The following is a 16,573-nucleotide window of genomic DNA, read 5'->3' as shown; positions in this document are numbered from 1 at the left end:
CATGGCACTGACGCTGGAATGGGTGGACGAGAGGGAAGAAGGCGCGGTTTTCGACGACAAGTGGCGGGAGCTGCTCGACAGGCTGATGAAAATCGCGGCGGAGACGGAAGGCGTCGAGGACGGAGTCGTGACGCTCACCCTTACGGACGAGGAAGGCATCCGGGAGCTTAACCGGGAGTATAGAGGTTTGGACAAACCGACCGACGTGCTGAGCTTTCCGATGCGGGAGACGGCGGAACCGGCCATTCGTTACGACGACGATTACGAAACGGTGGAAATCGACGGGGAGGAGGAGCCGGCGGGAAGCGAAGCTCCGGACGATTACGATCCGTTCGCGGAACTGCTCGGCGACATCGTCATCTCCGTGCCGCGCATGTACGCGCAGGCGGAAGAGTACGGGCACAGTCCGGAGCGGGAGCTCGGATTTCTGTTCGTGCACGGCTTTCTGCATCTGCTCGGTTACGACCATGGCGACGAAGCGGAGGAAAAAGAAATGTTCGCCAAGCAGGAAGCGGCGCTGGCGAAAGCGGGGCTGACCCGTTGAGCCGAAAACAGTCGGAGCTTTCCTCGTTTCGCAACGCGCTGGCCGGCATCGCCCATGCGCTCCGGACCGAGCCCCATATGAGGTTTCATTTCGGGGCGGGCATCGCCGCGTTCGCCGCGGCGGCGCTGCTAAGGCTGCCCGGCGGGGACTGGCTCTGGCTGCTCGCCGCGGTCGCGGCCGTCTGGACGGCGGAGCTGTTCAACACCGCGATCGAACGGACGGTGGACCTTGCGTCGCCGGAGCGCCACGAGCTGGCGAAAGCCGCGAAAGACGCGGCGTCCGGCGCCGTTCTCGTCGCGTCGCTGTTCGCCGCCGCGGTCGGGCTGATCGTGCTCGGGCCGCCGTTATGGCTGGCGGTTTTCGGGTCGTGACGAGGAGAATTATACATAATAGCGCCGACAAGGGAGCGTAAGAAGATGGAATGGAACGGTTGGACAAAGGAGAAGCTGCTTGAAGCGGCCGCCGAAGCGAGGCTTCGCGCATACGCGCCCTATTCGCGTTTTCGGGTCGGCGCCGCGCTGCTCGACAAGGACGGCCGCGCGCACTACGGCTGCAACGTCGAAAACGCCGCCTACGGCCCGACGAACTGCGCCGAGCGGACCGCGCTTTTCCGGGCGGTGGCCGACGGCCACGCGCCGGGTTCGTTTGCGGCGATCGCCGTGATCGGCGACACGGCCGAACCGATCACGCCTTGCGGCGTCTGCCGGCAAGTGCTGTCCGAGCTCTGTTCTCCCGATACGCCGGTCGTCATGGGCAACTTGAAAGGCGATATCCGCGTGGCCACGGTGGCGGAGCTGCTGCCGGGCGCTTTTTCCATCGGCGACTAGAGAGGAAAGAAGGAATCTCCATGAAGAAAGGGTTCAAGTCGGGCTTCGTCGCGATCGTCGGCAGGCCCAACGTCGGCAAGTCGACGCTGATGAACCAGGTCATCGGGCAAAAAATCGCGATCATGTCGGACAAGCCGCAAACGACCCGCAACAAAATTCACGGCGTCTACACGACCGATGACGTTCAGATCGTGTTTCTGGACACGCCGGGCATCCACAAGCCCAAATCGAAGCTGGGCGATTATATGATGAAGGCGGCGGAAAGCGCGCTGGCGGAAGTCGACGCGGTGCTGTTTCTGACCGATGTTAGCGAGGAGCTCGGCGGCGGGGACCGCTTCATCATCGAACGGCTCAAAAAGGTGGACACCCCCGTCTTCCTCGTGTTGAACAAGATCGACAAGGTGCATCCGGAGGCGCTGCTTCCGATTATCGAAACGTATTCCGGCCTGCATTCGTTCGCCGAAATCGTCCCGGTGTCGGCGCTCCAGGGCAATAACGTCGGCACGCTGCTGGAGCAGTTGTCCAAGTATTTGTCCGAAGGTCCGATGTATTACCCGGCCGATCAGGTAACGGATCATCCCGAGCAGTTCGTTTGCGCCGAGCTCATCCGCGAGAAAATTTTGCAGCTCACCCGGGAGGAAATTCCGCATTCGATCGCGGTCGAAATCGAAAGCATGGGCGCCGGGGACAACGGGGTCGTCAACATCGGCGCGGTCATCTACGTCGAGCGCCCGTCCCAAAAAGGCATCGTCATCGGGAAAAACGGGGCGCTGCTGAAGGAAGTCGGCAAGCAGGCGCGGCTCGACATGGAGCGGCTGCTCGGATCGAAAATATTTCTCGAACTGTGGGTCAAAGTCAAGGAAGACTGGCGCAACCGCGAATCGGTGCTGCATACGCTGGGATTTCGCAAAGAGTGATCCGCCCGGGGTCCGAACGAGCCCGGAATCAAAAAGTTGTCAGGCATACCCCCGGCGGCGAAGTGGCATCCTAACGGTGGAAGCAAGTCATTTCCGTCGGGGGAGGATGAGTGCGCGGTGCGGAATTTCACGTGGCACGTATTTACGCAGACCGGCGATATCGAGGCCTACTTGCTGTATAAGGAGATGGACAAGCTTGGAAGGGACGAACAGGACCTGGAGCCGCCGTCCCTGCCCAAGGACGGGAATGCCGTTCTCGGAGCGGAGCCGTTAGGCTAGCCGTCGCTTGCCATGCGGTTTCGAAGCGAGCGGCTTCTTGCGCCCCGGCAATGGGGAGCGGGAAGCCGCTCGACGGTTTTAAGGACGGGGGAGGAGCCATTGCTGTACCGGGTGGAAGGCATCGTCATCAGAGGCACGGATTATGGGGAAGGCAACAAAATCATTACGCTGCTGACGGCTTCGCACGGGAAGCAGGGCGTCGTCGTGCGCGGGGCGCGAAAGCCGAAAAGCCGGCATGCTTCGCTGGCGCAGCCGTTTACGTACGGCGATTTTTCGTACTTTAAAACCGGACAGCTCGGCACGCTCAGCAGCGGCGAATTGATCGAGCCGTTCCGGCCGCTGCGGGAGGATTTGAATTTGGCCGCATACGCCGCTTATGCCGCGGAGCTGTGCGACCGGGCCGTCGGGGAAGAAGACGCGGGAAGTTATTTGTTCCACCAGCTGAAAGCATGCTTCGAGGCGCTGGCGCAGGGAAAGGATCCGCAAATCGTCATTCGGGCGTTCGAAATGAAAATCGTGCAAATCGCCGGATACGCTCCGCAGACGGACGAATGCGCCCATTGCGGGCGTCCGGAAGGACCGTTCCGGCTAAGCCCCGCGGCCGGCGGCGTGCTTTGCTTTGCGTGCCGGAATCGCGACCCGGGCGGGACGGATTTGGACGAGACGGCCTGGAAGCTGCTCAAGCTGTTCGCCGCGCTCGATCTTCGGCGGCTCGGCAACGTCGACGTGAGCGAGCGCCCGAAACGGCAGCTCGCGCAGGCGATGCGGCTCTGGATGGACCATCATCTCGGCATCAAGCTGAAATCCCGCCATTTTCTCGACCAGTGGGAGCGCATCAGCGGGGATTTGCCGGACGTTTGACAGAACCCCGCCCGATTGTGTAAAATGAATCATCATTGGATTTGCTCTCGACGAAGGAGAAAGTAACCGGTTGCCGTCGCAACCTATCAGCGAGCCGGGAAGGGTGGAAGCCCGGCGCGACGAATCGGCGAACAGGGCGCTCCGGAGAGGCGGCCAACGGGCAAAGAGCGGGCTTGCGACACGGCCTCGCGCGCGGATGATGCGCGTGCCGAATCGAAGCCAAGTAGGGTGGAACCGCGGGAATGACGCTCCCGTCCCTACGTCTGCGGAGGCGGACGTAAGGACGGGGGCTTTTTGCGTCCCATTCTTCCCTCTCCTCTGCAATCCGACATCGATCGTGACAAAGGAGCGAGAACGAAACATGAATTTTCAGCAAATGACGCTGACGCTTCAGCAGTTTTGGGCGGAGCAGAACTGCATCGTCGTGCAGCCTTACGACGTGGAGAAGGGAGCGGGCACGATGAATCCGATGACCTTCCTGCGCGCCATCGGACCGGAGCCATGGAACGTCGCGTACGTCGAACCGTCGCGCCGGCCGGCGGACGGCCGTTACGGGGAAAACCCGAACCGCCTGTACCAGCACCATCAGTTTCAGGTCATTATGAAGCCGTCTCCGGACAACATTCAGGAGCTGTACCTGGAGAGCCTCGCGCGGCTGGGCATCGATCCGCGTCATCACGACATCCGCTTCGTCGAGGACAACTGGGAATCGCCGACGCTGGGCGCCTGGGGGCTCGGCTGGGAAGTTTGGCTCGACGGCATGGAAGTGACCCAGTTTACGTATTTCCAGCAGGTCGGGGGCATCGACTGCCATCCGGTCGCCGTGGAAATTACGTACGGAATGGAGCGGCTGGCGTCCTATATCCAGGACAAGGAAAACGTATTCGACCTTGAATGGGTGGACGGCGTCTCGTACGGCGACGTGTTCAAGCATCCGGAGTACGAGCATTCCAAATATACGTTCGAAGTGTCGGACGTCGCGATGCTGTTTCAGCTTTTTTCGACGTACGAGGCGGAAGCGAACCGGGCGATGGAACAAAATCTCGTTTTCCCGGCTTACGATTACGTGCTTAAATGCTCGCATACGTTCAACCTGCTGGACGCCCGCGGGGCGATCAGCGTGACGGAGCGAACCGGCTACATTTCGCGCGTGCGCAATCTGGCGCGCCAAGTGGCCGCGACGTTCCTTCAGGAGCGCGAACGGCTCGGCTTCCCGCTGCTGAAGAAAGGGGTGGAAGCGAATGGCTAAAGATTTGCTGCTCGAAATCGGGCTCGAGGAAGTGCCGGCTCGCTTCATGCGCGGCGCGATCGATCAGTTGAAGGACAAGACGGAAAAATGGCTCGCGGACAGCCGGATTGCGCACGGGCCGGTTCGCGCTTACGCGACGCCGCGGCGCCTGGCGGTGCTGGTCGAAGCCTTGGACGAAAAACAATCCGACGTAAGCGAGGAAGTAAAGGGGCCGGCCCGCAAAATCGCGGTGGGCGAAGACGGGGCCTGGACGAAAGCCGCGCTCGGCTTCGCCCGCAGCCAGGGCGTCGAGCCCGACGCGCTGTACTTCAAGGAACTGGGCGGCGTCGAGTACGTGTACGCGAATAAATCGAGCCTCGGGCTCGCGACGGCGGACCTTCTTCCCGAAGCGCTGCCGCAGCTCGCGGTCTCGCTGAGCTTTCCGAAAAACATGCGCTGGGGAGATCACGAGCTCCGCTACGTCCGGCCGATTCGCTGGCTGGTCGCCCTGTACGGTTCGGAAGTCGTTCCGTTCGAAATCGCGGGCGTCGCGAGCGGCAACGTGACGCGCGGCCACCGGTTCCTGGGCGGGGATGCCGCGATCGCCGAGCCGAAGCAATACGCGGACAAGCTGCGCGAACAGCATGTCATCGCGGATATCGCGGAGCGGCAGCAGGCGATCGAAGCCGGCATCCGGGAGCTCGCGGACAAAAACGGCTGGCAGATCGCCGTGAAGGAAGATCTGCTGGAGGAAGTGCTGTTCCTGGTCGAAACGCCGCAGGTGCTGTCCGGCTCGTTCGATCCATCGTTTTTGAACATTCCGCAAGAAGTGCTCATCACGTCGATGCGGGAGCACCAGCGCTATTTCCCGGTGCTGGACGAGAGCGGCAAGCTGCTGCCTCACTTCGTCACGGTGCGCAACGGCGACGCGCTTTCGCTGGACACGGTGGCGAAGGGCAACGAGAAGGTGCTGCGCGCCCGCCTGTCGGACGCGAAGTTTTTCTACGAAGAGGATCAAAAAGTCCAGATCCCGGCTTTTCTCGCCAAGCTGGAAAATATCGTTTATCACGAGGAGCTGGGGACCGTCGCGGACAAAGTCGCGCGGACGCGCGCGATCGCCGATCGCCTGGCGGAACGGCTTCGCGCGGACGGCCAGACGCGGGCGGACGTCAGCCGGACGGCCGACATTTGCAAATTCGACCTCGTCACGCAAATGGTTTACGAGTTCCCGGAGCTTCAGGGCATCATGGGCGAAGACTACGCCCGCAAAGCCGGCGAACGGGAAGCCGTCGCCAAGGCGATCAACGAGCATTACTCGCCGCGCAATGCGGGGGACACGCCTCCGGCTTCGCTCGTCGGGGCGATCGTCGGCATCGCCGATAAGATCGACACGATCGTCGGCTGCTTCTCGATCGGCATCGTGCCGACCGGCTCGCAGGATCCGTACGCGCTGCGCCGGCAAGCGGCGGGCGTCGTTTCCACGCTGCTCGCTCATGAGCTGGAGCTTCCGCTGCCGGAGCTGTTCCAGCTGGCTTTGAGCGTCCACGAAGAGCGCGGGCTGAAGCGCGAAGCGTACGAGATTTTGCGCGATCTGAACGAGTTTTTCGCGCTCCGCGTCAAAAACGTGCTGACCGAGCAAAGCATTCGCTACGATGTCGTCGACGCGGTGCTGGGCGCGGGCTGCGACGACGTGCGCCGCACGATTTTGCGGGCGCGGGCGCTGCAGGCGGCAACGGGAGACGCCGCGGGCAAGGAAGCGTTCCGCCCGGCCGTCGAGGCGTTCAACCGCGTCGGCAATCTGGCCGCCAAGGCGGACGACAGCCGGCTAATCGACGCGAACCTGTTCGCCGACCCGGCCGAAGGCGCGCTGTACGAAGCGTGGCAAACGGCGCACGGCCGATTTGTCAAGTCGACGATCGAAGGCAAGCTGGATGCGGCGCTGGAGGCGCTCGCTTCGCTTGCCGAGCCGGTCGGGGCGTTTTTCGAAGCGGTTATGGTCATGGCCGAGGACGAGGCGGTCCGGCGCAACCGGCTATCGCTGCTCGCCGCGATCGCGGACGATATTCGAACGTTCGCGGATTTCGGCAAGCTGGCGGGCTAAAATATTCGGGGGAGGAATGGGGGATGGCTTCAAGCAGCGTAACCGTATTCGTCGCTTCCGATTCGGCCGGGGACACCGGAGAGCAAGCGGTGCGGGCGGCGGCCGCGCAGTTTCATCCGCTGCAGGTGCAAATTCGCCGGATCGGCTTTATCCAGACGATCGAGGCCATCGATATGGTGCTCGACATGGCGCAAAACGACGGCATCGTGCTGTACACGCTCGTCATTCCGCAATTCAGGGAGCATATGGCGAAGCGGGCCGCGGCGCGAGGCATCCCCGCGGTCGACCTGCTCGGTCCGCTGATCGATTACATGGAGCAGCGGTTCGGCCGTCCGTCCCGCCACGAGCCCGGGCTTAACCACTTGCTCGACGCCGGTTACTTCCGCAAGGTCGAAGCCGTCGAATTCGCGGTCCGTTACGACGACGCGAGAGACGTGACCGGCATCGGCAAAGCCGATATCGTGCTGACCGGCGTTTCCCGAACGTCCAAGACGCCGCTGTCGATGGTGCTGGCCCACAAGACGTTCAAGGTGGCCAACGTTCCGCTCGTGCCCGAGCTAGCGCCGCCGAAGGAATTGTTTCAGGTGGACCCGCGCAAAGTGATCGGCCTCACGATTCGGACGGACGCCTTGAACGCCATCCGCAAAGAGCGCCTGAAAGCGCTCGGTCTTCCGGATTCCGCTTCCTACGCGACGACTGAGCGGATCGAGCAGGAGCTGAAGTTCGCGGACGGCATCATGAAACGGATCGGCTGCGTCGTCATCGACGTTTCCAACAAGGCGGTCGAAGAGACGGCAAGCCTCATTTTGGAGCATTTCAATAACGAGTAGCGCTTCCGGCAACCAGCTTTCCGCAAAGCTGGTTGCCGGACGTTTTGACGGCAAGCGGAATTTTTTACGAATTGTCGACACGCAAAGCGAAGCAAACTATTGACATCTTCGGCCATAAGGTTTATTATCTTAAAATTTAATGAGCCAAAGGCAGGATTTTGAACCCTTTTGACGTATATAATATTACGGCAAACTTTGGGTGGATGAGCGGTGGTGTCGGATGCTCCCGATTCGAAATCGGGTGGTGGTGGACGGAGACGCTTGTCCCGTCAAGTCGGAAATCGGTCAAACCGTGCGGCAATGCGGGGCGACGGCGTTGCTCGTTAGTTCCAACGCCCACGTTCTGGTGCCGGAAGCCGGCGTCGAGGTGGTAACGGTCGATGCCGGTCCGCAATCCGCAGACCTGTACATCGCGAACGCGCTGAAGCCTTCCGATGTGCTGGTCACGAGCGACTACGGATTGGCCGCATTGGGAATTGCCAAAGGCTCGGCCGTGCTGACGCCCCGGGGGCGCCGGATCACGGAAGCCGACATCGACGGGCTGCTGGCGCAGCGGCACGAGTCGGCCAGATTGCGACGAGGAGGCTTGCGCACCAAGGGACCCAAACCTTTTACCAACGAGGATCGCGTCAGATTCCAACAAAAACTGACACAGCTCCTGCTGGGAAGGCAGGAGAACAAGGAACGTTAGCGAATAGGATAATAGATCGGCTCGCACTAAAAGAAGGTGGACGCAAGATGAACAACGGCATGATCCCGCAGCAGGCGATCGACGAAGTATTGAAGCGATTCGAGATTGGGGAAACGGTCGGGCGTTACGTTCATTTGTCCAAAAGAGGCAAGTATCTGGTCGGGCTGTGTCCGTTTCATTCCGAAAAGACGCCTTCGTTTACGGTTACGCCGGAAAAGCAGATTTTCCATTGTTACGGCTGCGGGAAGAGCGGCAACGTCATCAAGTTCATGATGGAAATGGAAAACGAAACGTTCCCTGAAGCCGTCAAACGAATGGCCGAGGAAGCCGGGGTGCCGGTCACCTGGTCCCCGCATCGGGACGAGTCCTCCCCCCGCCAGCGGGAAAAGGAGGTTCTCCACGAAGCGCACGCCTACGCCGCCAAATTGTACCACTACGTGCTTCGCAACACGCAAGCGGGAAAGCCGGCCATGGACTATTTGCGCTCGCGGGGAATCCATGACAAGCTGATCGAGGAATTCGGCATCGGCTACGCACCGCCGAGATGGGACACGCTGTCCCAGGCGCTGGAGAAGAAAGGCTTCTCGCTTTCCGACATGGAACGCGGCGGTCTTCTGTCCAGGCGTCAGGAGGGCGAAGGGTACGTCGACCGGTTCCGGGACCGCATCATGTTTCCGATTCGCGGCGGCGACGGAAATTTCGCGGCGTTCGCGGGAAGGCTGATGTCGGACGGCCAGCCGAAATATTTGAACTCGCCCGAGACGACGCTGTTCAACAAGAGCCGCACGCTGTACAGGCTGCACGAAGCCCGGAGCGCCATTCGCAAAACGCGTCAGGTCGTTTTGTTCGAAGGGTACGTGGATTGCATCAAGGCATGGCAGGCCGGGGTGACCAACGGCGTGGCCACGATGGGCACGGCGCTGACCGCCGAGCATGCCGCGCTTCTGCGGCGTTTTGCGGACGAAGCGATCGTTTGCTACGACGGCGACGACGCCGGACAAGCCGCCGCCTACAAGAGCATTCCTTTGCTGGAGGCCGCGGGACTTTCCGTGAGGGTCGGGCTCCTGCCGGGACGCATGGATCCGGATGAATTCATCACGGAGAAGGGACCGGAAGTGTTTGTCCGGGAAATCATCGAAGGCGCCGTATCGACGATCAAATTTCAACTCATCTATTTAAGGAAATCCCATATACTCCTAGAAGAAGATGGAAGGATACGGTATTTGCGGGATGCCGCCCGCCTCGTTGCCGGTCAGCCTTCGCCTACGGAGCGGGAATTGGTCCTGAAAGAGCTGGCCCAGGAGTTCGGCGTATCGCTCGACACGCTGAAACAGGAGGTCGCCGAAATCCGCCGCCAGGAGAAAATGGGAACGGCTGGGGATATTCCGGACGGATCGTGGAATAATGTATGGAATGAAAAGCGAACTTCATCCCGGCATCCTGCGCTCGCTCCCGCTTACGTGCGGGCGGAACGTCAGCTGCTCTTCTGGATGATGCAGGACGGAGAAGCGGCGCTTGCCGTCCGCGATCGGCTAGGGGACGGCTTTCATATAGAGGATCACGCAGCCATTGCTGCTTTCTTATATGCTTATTACGCGCAAGGCAACGATCCCGATGTCAGCCGGTTTACCGCTTTTTTGCAAGACGACCGCCTTGAGCGCACGGCCAGCGCCATCGCGCTAGAGGAATACCCTTTCGACGAAAGGGCTATGGAAGATTGTATCCGTACGATCGGTCAGGCCGCGCTTGCCCGCGAAATCGAACAAAAAAAAGAAGAGATGCTTCGAGCGGAGCGGGCCGGAGACATCATGCTTGCCGTACAAATTGGAACAGAGATTATCGCCCTGGAGAAACAGCGCAAGGATGCTTGATGCTTTTATCCGGGGAGGAGGGAGTCGGTAATGGCGAACGATCAACACACCGGGTTGGAAACGGAAGCGACACTGGAGCAGGTAAAAGCCCAGATGCTCGAACAGGGCAAAAAGAAAGGCTCTTTGACCTATAAGGACATTATGGAGAAGCTTTCTCCTTTCGATCAGGATGCCGATCAAATCGACGAATTTTTCGAGCAGCTGGCCGATCTCGGCATCGAGGTCGCGAACGATCACGACGAAATCGGCCGCGGCAGCGACGAGGAAGGCCACGACGATTTCAACTTCGACGACGACCTGTCGCTTCCGCCCGGCATCAAAATCAACGACCCTGTCCGGATGTATTTGAAGGAGATCGGACGAGTTCCGCTGCTTGGCGCGGACGACGAAGTCGAATTGGCCAAAAAAATCGAAATCGGCGGCTTCGACGGAGAAGAAGCGAAAAAGAGACTGGCGGAAGCCAATCTCCGTCTTGTCGTCAGCATTGCGAAACGTTATGTCGGACGAGGCATGCTGTTTCTCGATTTGATTCAGGAGGGCAACATGGGCCTGCTGAAGGCCGTCGAGAAATTCGACCATACGAAAGGCTATAAATTCAGCACGTACGCGACGTGGTGGATTCGCCAGGCCATTACCCGGGCGATCGCCGACCAGGCACGGACGATCCGGATTCCGGTGCATATGGTCGAAACGATCAACAAGCTGATCCGCGTATCGCGTCAGCTGCTTCAAGAGCTCGGCCGCGAGCCGACGCCGGAAGAAATCGCGGAGCAGATGGATCTGAGCGTGGACAAAGTGCGAGAAATTATGAAAATCGCGCAAGAGCCGGTTTCGCTCGAAACGCCGATCGGCGAAGAGGACGATTCCCACCTGGGCGATTTCATCGAAGACCAGGAGGCGCTCGCGCCGGCGGACGCCGCCGCTTACGAATTGCTGAAGGAGCAGTTGGAAGACGTGCTGGACACGTTGACCGAACGGGAAGAAAACGTGCTGAGGCTGCGGTTCGGACTGGATGACGGCCGTACCCGGACGCTTGAGGAAGTCGGCAAGGTGTTCGGCGTCACCCGCGAGCGGATTCGCCAAATCGAAGCCAAGGCGCTGCGCAAGCTGCGTCATCCGAGCCGGAGCAAACGGCTAAAAGATTTCCTGGAATAAGCCGATACAGGTATTGAGCCTGTTTAGGGAGACCTTCTGCCGAGACGGTTGGAGGTCTTTTTGCACGGAAAGGAGCCAATGCCTGTGTCGGATGACGAGAAAAAGAAGCTGATCGTAAAAGAAATTGAATCCTGGCGAAGAACGAAGCTGCTCCCGGAACAGTATTGCGATTTCCTGCAAAATCTGTATTTGGATGATTTGGCGAATCGGCCGAAAAGCTTCGCCGGCGAAGCGGTCCGGAAAATCGGGCAGGCGACGAGCAAACAGTGGCTACTTGTATTTGGAATATTTGCCTTGATTTGCTTGGTTGTGTTTTATTTTAGCGCGTTTCCGCTGCCATTGCAAATCGGTCTCGTCGCCGTCGCTTCGGCCGGACTTACGGCGGGGGGAGTCCGCTGGCGGGAGAAGCTGCCGTATCGTTGCTTTCTGTTGCTTGGTTCCGGTATGCTGCTTATGATCGGAGGGGGAGCGGCGATTTTGCAGCTTCACGGCTGGACGACCGGAGCCGGACCTTTGCTTCTGCTGATCGTCTGCGCCCTGTCCTGGATCGTTTGCGGCGTCGCGCTCCGGTTCGGCATGATGCAGTGGTGCGGCTGGATGGCGGTCGTCGTCCTGTACGCCTGGCTGCTGGCCCGCCAAATTTCCGACCCGTCGTGGATTCAAGTCCAGGCGTTTTGGCTGCCGGCCGCGTTTTTGTTTTTTTGGCTGAGCTGGTTCGTCAGCGTAAAAATCCGTTCCACGGGAACGGTATTGTTCGCGACGGCGCTCGTGCTGTGGTTTATGCCGGAAGTGTATTCGGCGCTGTACGGCGTCGATTCGCAGTGGATCCAAATCGAAATTGTCGCGAAGATCGCGATCGCGGGCATTTGTCTTTACAAATGGAAAAAACAGTGGATGGAATGGGTTGCATAATCGATGCCGAACGAACAAATGAAAAACGCGGGCGTTAAATTGTCCGCACGTCTTGCCGCGCTGGCCGATTTGGTGCCCGAAGGCGCCCGCCTGGCCGATATCGGCACCGATCATGCGCTGCTGCCCGTTTTTTTGGCGGCAACCGGCAAAATTTCTTTCGCCGTGGCCGGCGACGTCCATGCCGGACCGGTGGAGGCCGCAAGGCGCCAGGTGGCGGAGGCGGGCCTGGACGGGGCGATATCGGTGCGCATGGGGGACGGAATGTCCGTGCTCGATCCCGGGGAGGTCGATACCGTCTGCATCGCCGGCATGGGAGGCAGCCTGATCGTGCGCATCCTGGAAGCGGCCGGAAGCCGCCTGGACGGAGTCGATACGCTTGTGCTGTCGCCGCACGTCGCGGAGGATCAGGTGCGCCGATGGCTGCGGGAGCGCGGTTTTGTGCTCGACATCGAAGAGCTGCTGGAGGAAGACGGGGAAATCTACACGCTCCTTCGCGCAAAACGGGCGGGCGACGGCGCGGATGCGGAGCGGCGGAACGCCGAGCTGTACGGCCTGTCGGTCTCCTTCGCGTCAAAGGGCGAGCGGTTCGAATTGCCGCCGGACATTGCGTATGCGATGGGGCCGCTGCTGCTGCGGGAGGGCGGCGAGCTGTTCCGGCGCAAGTGGAGCGGCGAAATCGCGAAACGCGACCGGATTCTGGAACAACTACGGCTGTCCGAAGCTCCGGAAACGGCGGAGAAGGCAAAGGAATGGGAACGAACGACAACGCTTTATCGGGAGGTGCTCGCATGTTTGCCCGCGGAGAGACGGTTATCCAATTGATGGAAAAGCTCGCGCCGAAAGCTTACGCGGTTCCGGACGACCGCATCGGCCTTCAGGTCGGAACCTTGCAAAAAGAAGTCCGTCGCGTGCTCGTCGCGCTCGACGTTACGCAAGCCGTGGCGGAGGAGGCGGCGGCGATCGGGGCCGAGCTGATTATCGCGCACCATGCGCTGATTTACCGGCCGCTCAAGACGCTTCGGACGGATACGCCCGAGGGAGCGCTGGCGGCGTCTTTGCTGCGCGGCGACATTGCGGTGTACGTGGCGCATACGAATCTGGATACGGCCGAAGGCGGCATGAACGATTGGATGGCGGAAGCGCTCGAACTCGAGGTTCGCGGAGTGCTGGAAGAGGTCCATACCGACAAGCTGTTCAAGCTGGCCGTATTCGTGCCGCGGGAGCATCAGGAGGCGGTCCGGTCGGCGATGTTCGCCGCCGGAGCCGGCGCAATCGGCAAATACAGCCATTGCAGCTTCAACATCGAAGGCACGGGGACGTTTCTGCCCGGCGAAGGCGCGGATCCTTTTATCGGCAAGCAGGGCAAGCTCGAAGCCGTAGCCGAGACGCGCATCGAAACGGTCGTGCCGCAAAGCGCGCTGAAAGCGGTGACGCAGGCGATGCTGAAGGCTCATCCCTACGAAGAAGTCGCTTACGACGTATATCCGATGGACTTGAAGGGCCGCGCGTTCGGCCTCGGGAGAGTCGGGACGCTGGCGCGGCCGGAAACGTTGGACGAATTCGCGGAACGGGTCAAGCGCGCCTTCGACGTCCCTTTCGTCCGCACGGTCGGCGACGGCTCGCGCTTCGTTCGCAAGGTGGCGGTGCTGGGCGGATCCGGTTCCCGTTACATTCGCCATGCCAAATTCGCCGGCGCCGACGTGCTCGTCACGGGAGACATCGACTACCACACGGCGCACGACGCCGACGCGATGGGGCTCATGCTGATCGATCCGGGGCATAACGCGGAAAAAATCATGAAGCCGAAAACGGCGGAATGGCTGCGGCAGCGGCTCGCCGAAAAGGGATATGCGACAGAGGTATTCGCTTCCGAGGTGAATACGGAGCCGTTCAAGCTCAAGTGAATTGGCTTTTCGGCCAAGGATTGCCGTTGTGCCGGAAGCCGATTCGCGGTATACTGGAGTAACGAATCGGAAAGTTTGACAGACAATCGCTGGCGGCTTAAGGCCGCGAGAGGAAAGTCCGGGCTCCATAGGGCAGGATGCTGGATAACGTCCAGTCGGCGCGAGCCGAAGGATAGTGCCACAGAAACGGACCGCCGATGGCCGCCTTGCGCGGCACAGGCAAGGGTGGAACCGTGGTGTAAGAGACCACGAGGGGCACTGGCGACTTTGCCCCTGGTAAACCCCATCTGGAGCAAGACCGAAGAGGAACGCGGCGGCTTTCGAGGCCGCAGCCCTTGCCCGGGGCGCGTTCGGGTTGGTCGCTTGAGCCGTGCGGCAACGTACGGCCTAGAAAGATGATTGTCGCTTCCACACGTGGGAGGATCGCAAGGTCCGTCGCACCACCGGAAGTACAGAACCCGGCTTACGGCAAGCTTTCCGATCCCAACCATTCAATTTGCGAAAGCCGATGCGGCGAGGTAGAGATACCCGCGTGCATCGGCTTTTTTAACGTTTCGGCAAGTATAAGTTTCGCGGACATTTTCTAAACCGTCTCCGATGATCCTGAGCCGGTTAACCCTATATGGCCGGAGCGAGTTGAGTAAATATTACGCATCTGAATCGGTTAAACCTGCTTGGCCGGAGCGAATTGAGTAAATATTACTCATTTGAACCGTTTAAACCTATGCGGCCGGAGCGAATTGAGTAAATATTACGCATTTGAACCGTTTAAACCTGCTTGGCCGGAGCGAGTTGAGTAAATATTACGCATTTGAATCGGTTAAACCTGCTTGGCCGGAGCGAATTGAGTAAATATTACTCATTTGAACCGTTTAAACCTATGCGGCCGGAGCGAATTGAGTAAATATTACTCATCTCGCCGCCTTCGAACGTACTTACACGATCCGGTTGGGTCGCAGTTGCTCATCTCGACCCGCCGGTAGCATGCCTTTATCGTTCTGCGGCCTAGCCAGCCGAAAAAACCGTTCCCCCGGCATGCGCTATCGCACGCAACGGGGGAACGGTTCGAATCGGGATCTTAATCCTCGATTTCGTCTTCTTCGTCGGCGGCATCGGCCGCCGCTTTTTTTCCGAGGGAGAGCGCGACGATGATCAGGATGAACGCGATCAGCGCGAGAAGCGGAATGGTGATGACGCCGAACCAGTCCAAATAATCTTTATCGCAGGGCACGCCGCTCGAGCAGGGAAGCATTTGGGCCAGGCCCGGAATTTTCTGTTCTGCGTAGTGGTACAGCGAAATGCAGCCGCCGATAACGGCCAGCGGAAGGGCGTAGCCGATCATGCGCCGGTCGTCGCGGATCGCCGCGCGGCCGAGCAGGATGACGAGCGGGTACATAAAGATCCGCTGGTACCAGCACAGACTGCATGGAATATAGCGCATCACTTCGCTAAGAAAAAGGCTGCCTCCCGTCGCGACCAGCGACACGACCCATGCAAGATAAAGGCTATACGTCCGAATCCAGGCTATCAAGAAAGTGTCACTCCTCGCTCGTACCATCATGTTGTCCTAATAACGTATTCAGATTGTAAAATAGGCAAATTTCAAAAATTGGTTGTTTCTCAATGTTTTAATCATCACTGGATTTCCTAAAAAATACTATAACCTAAAAAGTATTAATTTTATTAGTATAATTGTACAACTTCTCCGCAGCTTTATACAAGTTATTCTTAAAAAATAAACAGCTATAGTCCGAATGAAACAATTTACTTATATGTTTGTTTTTGGTTTATTTAAAAGGATAAAGTGAAATAATAAATTAATACTATTCGCCTACGACACGTTACCATTTACTTGGACAACTGAGACGCTTGTATTATTATCGACTTCGAATATATAAGAACCTGCACTTAAATTATTGAAATCCCTGGCAGTACTAAAGCCTACATCTGCATTGAATGTCCCAATACGTGTAGCAAAATTAATGTCGGTTCCTTTATATAATGAAACTTGAACAGAACCGGTTGCATTTGGAGGCAAAAGTAAATTACCATCAGAATCTCTAATTGATGAAACTACAAGGTGGAGATCGTAACCTGTCATCAGCCACTTTAATTGACGGTAGATTCGGAACCGCCAATGACGGTGGCTTTTTGCTTTCCTCACCGCCGTTTCGGAGACAATTATATTTCGCCTTTGTTTGTCGGCGTAAAAAAACTGCTCCGAAGAGCAGTTAGAACAGCGGTCGGACGCGGTACTTGGCATGTCGGTGGAGCCAGAACTTCGAATTTCCAAACTTCACGTACCAGTCCGTATCGAGCTCAAGGTTGGATGGCAAGAAGTGCTTTCCTACTTGAATCATCACGGCATCACCACAACGTAGCGAGCAAAGCAACTCTTCTCCATCGTACACGTTCCAACGCTCGGTATCTCCATGAAATCGTATCTCATTCAT

At 58.8% G+C, this 16,573-nt stretch carries 17 protein-coding genes and 1 other RNA gene; 16 read left to right on the top strand and 2 right to left on the bottom strand.

Annotated features, from left to right (window positions below):
* Nucleotide 1 precedes the first annotated feature (1 nt).
* From ybeY to rnpB, 16 genes are all read left to right on the top strand, one after another.
* Complete coding sequence (ybeY, locus tag B7E11_RS26960) at nt 2-544, top strand: rRNA maturation RNase YbeY (RefSeq protein WP_080840525.1); 543 nt, start codon at nt 2-4, stop codon at nt 542-544.
* Nucleotides 541-915 (top strand): diacylglycerol kinase family protein, encoded by a 375-nt coding sequence (locus tag B7E11_RS26955; RefSeq protein ID WP_080840524.1) that lies wholly within the window; start codon nt 541-543, stop codon nt 913-915. Before ybeY ends, B7E11_RS26955 begins: the two co-directional genes overlap by 4 nt.
* 45 nt (nt 916-960) lie before the next feature.
* Nucleotides 961-1,371 (top strand): cytidine deaminase, encoded by a 411-nt coding sequence (gene cdd / locus B7E11_RS26950; protein ID WP_080840523.1) that lies wholly within the window; start codon nt 961-963, stop codon nt 1,369-1,371.
* Nucleotides 1,372-1,391: 20 nt separating this feature from the next.
* The gene (era, locus tag B7E11_RS26945; RefSeq protein WP_080840522.1) at nt 1,392-2,288 is read left to right on the top strand and encodes a GTPase Era; all 897 of its coding nucleotides are present in this window, start codon (nt 1,392-1,394) and stop codon (nt 2,286-2,288) included.
* A gap of 117 nt (nt 2,289-2,405) precedes the next feature.
* A complete protein-coding gene (locus B7E11_RS26940; RefSeq protein ID WP_080840521.1) occupies nt 2,406-2,567 on the top strand; it encodes a YqzL family protein in 162 nt (53 codons plus the stop codon).
* Between the two features lie 99 nt (nt 2,568-2,666).
* Nucleotides 2,667-3,428: a DNA repair protein RecO gene (gene recO / locus B7E11_RS26935; protein WP_080841048.1), complete on the top strand. Its 762-nt coding sequence runs from the start codon at nt 2,667-2,669 to the stop codon at nt 3,426-3,428.
* Between the two features lie 361 nt (nt 3,429-3,789).
* A complete protein-coding gene (gene glyQ, locus B7E11_RS26930; protein ID WP_080840520.1) occupies nt 3,790-4,677 on the top strand; it encodes a glycine--tRNA ligase subunit alpha in 888 nt (295 codons plus the stop codon).
* A complete protein-coding gene (gene glyS / locus B7E11_RS26925) occupies nt 4,670-6,757 on the top strand; it encodes a glycine--tRNA ligase subunit beta (protein WP_080840519.1) in 2,088 nt (695 codons plus the stop codon). The genes glyQ and glyS overlap by 8 nt, the downstream gene beginning before the upstream one ends.
* 23 nt (nt 6,758-6,780) lie before the next feature.
* Entirely contained in the window at nt 6,781-7,587 is an 807-nt protein-coding gene (locus B7E11_RS26920; RefSeq protein WP_080840518.1) for a pyruvate, water dikinase regulatory protein, read from the top strand.
* A gap of 220 nt (nt 7,588-7,807) precedes the next feature.
* Complete coding sequence (locus B7E11_RS26915; protein ID WP_080840517.1) at nt 7,808-8,278, top strand: YaiI/YqxD family protein; 471 nt, start codon at nt 7,808-7,810, stop codon at nt 8,276-8,278.
* Between the two features lie 47 nt (nt 8,279-8,325).
* Nucleotides 8,326-10,149 carry a DNA primase gene (dnaG, locus tag B7E11_RS26910; RefSeq protein WP_080840516.1) on the top strand — a complete coding sequence of 608 codons (1,824 nt, stop codon included), beginning with the start codon at nt 8,326-8,328 and terminating at the stop codon, nt 10,147-10,149.
* 30 nt (nt 10,150-10,179) lie between these two features.
* The gene (gene rpoD, locus B7E11_RS26905) at nt 10,180-11,304 is read left to right on the top strand and encodes an RNA polymerase sigma factor RpoD (protein WP_080840515.1); all 1,125 of its coding nucleotides are present in this window, start codon (nt 10,180-10,182) and stop codon (nt 11,302-11,304) included.
* Between the two features lie 84 nt (nt 11,305-11,388).
* Nucleotides 11,389-12,216, top strand: a complete 828-nt coding sequence (locus B7E11_RS26900; protein ID WP_080840514.1) for a hypothetical protein — start codon at nt 11,389-11,391, stop codon at nt 12,214-12,216.
* 3 nt (nt 12,217-12,219) lie between these two features.
* The gene (locus tag B7E11_RS26895) at nt 12,220-13,038 is read left to right on the top strand and encodes a tRNA (adenine(22)-N(1))-methyltransferase (RefSeq protein WP_080840513.1); all 819 of its coding nucleotides are present in this window, start codon (nt 12,220-12,222) and stop codon (nt 13,036-13,038) included.
* Nucleotides 13,005-14,120: a Nif3-like dinuclear metal center hexameric protein gene (locus B7E11_RS26890; RefSeq protein ID WP_080840512.1), complete on the top strand. Its 1,116-nt coding sequence runs from the start codon at nt 13,005-13,007 to the stop codon at nt 14,118-14,120. The genes B7E11_RS26895 and B7E11_RS26890 overlap by 34 nt, the downstream gene beginning before the upstream one ends.
* Nucleotides 14,121-14,190: 70 nt before the next feature.
* An RNA gene (gene rnpB, locus B7E11_RS26885) (RNase P RNA component class A) lies at nt 14,191-14,601 on the top strand.
* A gap of 597 nt (nt 14,602-15,198) precedes the next feature.
* Here rnpB and B7E11_RS26880 read toward each other — a convergent pair.
* On the bottom strand, nt 15,199-15,678 hold the full coding sequence (locus B7E11_RS26880) for a disulfide oxidoreductase (RefSeq protein ID WP_080840511.1): 480 nt from the start codon (nt 15,676-15,678) through the stop codon (nt 15,199-15,201).
* A 673-nt stretch (nt 15,679-16,351) separates the two neighbouring features.
* Nucleotides 16,352-16,573, bottom strand: coding sequence for a DUF5348 domain-containing protein (locus tag B7E11_RS31095; RefSeq protein WP_176220599.1), 222 nt, complete (start codon nt 16,571-16,573; stop codon nt 16,352-16,354).

Origin of the sequence: Cohnella massiliensis (genome assembly GCF_900169535.1) — a bacterium.
Taxonomy (GTDB): Bacteria; Bacillota; Bacilli; order Paenibacillales; family Paenibacillaceae; genus Cohnella; species Cohnella algarum.
Note: the sequence above shows the minus strand (reverse complement) of the source record. Positions and strands in the feature narration are given on the sequence as shown.

Excerpts from the sequence above, each read along its gene's own strand:
- cdd (WP_080840523.1), top strand. The coding sequence starts at position 961 with ATGGAATGGAACGGTTGGACAAAGGAGAAGCTGCTTGAAGCGGCCGCC.
- B7E11_RS26920 (WP_080840518.1), top strand. The coding sequence starts at position 6,781 with ATGGCTTCAAGCAGCGTAACCGTATTCGTCGCTTCCGATTCGGCCGGG.
- B7E11_RS26915 (WP_080840517.1), top strand. The coding sequence starts at position 7,808 with ATGCTCCCGATTCGAAATCGGGTGGTGGTGGACGGAGACGCTTGTCCC.
- B7E11_RS26880 (WP_080840511.1), bottom strand. The coding sequence starts at position 15,678 with ATGGTACGAGCGAGGAGTGACACTTTCTTGATAGCCTGGATTCGGACG.
- dnaG (WP_080840516.1), top strand. The coding sequence starts at position 8,326 with ATGAACAACGGCATGATCCCGCAGCAGGCGATCGACGAAGTATTGAAG.
- B7E11_RS26895 (WP_080840513.1), top strand. The coding sequence starts at position 12,220 with ATGCCGAACGAACAAATGAAAAACGCGGGCGTTAAATTGTCCGCACGT.
- era (WP_080840522.1), top strand. The coding sequence starts at position 1,392 with ATGAAGAAAGGGTTCAAGTCGGGCTTCGTCGCGATCGTCGGCAGGCCC.
- B7E11_RS31095 (WP_176220599.1), bottom strand. The coding sequence starts at position 16,573 with ATGAATGAGATACGATTTCATGGAGATACCGAGCGTTGGAACGTGTAC.
- glyS (WP_080840519.1), top strand. The coding sequence starts at position 4,670 with ATGGCTAAAGATTTGCTGCTCGAAATCGGGCTCGAGGAAGTGCCGGCT.
- rpoD (WP_080840515.1), top strand. The coding sequence starts at position 10,180 with ATGGCGAACGATCAACACACCGGGTTGGAAACGGAAGCGACACTGGAG.
- B7E11_RS26890 (WP_080840512.1), top strand. The coding sequence starts at position 13,005 with ATGTTTGCCCGCGGAGAGACGGTTATCCAATTGATGGAAAAGCTCGCG.
- glyQ (WP_080840520.1), top strand. The coding sequence starts at position 3,790 with ATGAATTTTCAGCAAATGACGCTGACGCTTCAGCAGTTTTGGGCGGAG.
- ybeY (WP_080840525.1), top strand. The coding sequence starts at position 2 with ATGGCACTGACGCTGGAATGGGTGGACGAGAGGGAAGAAGGCGCGGTT.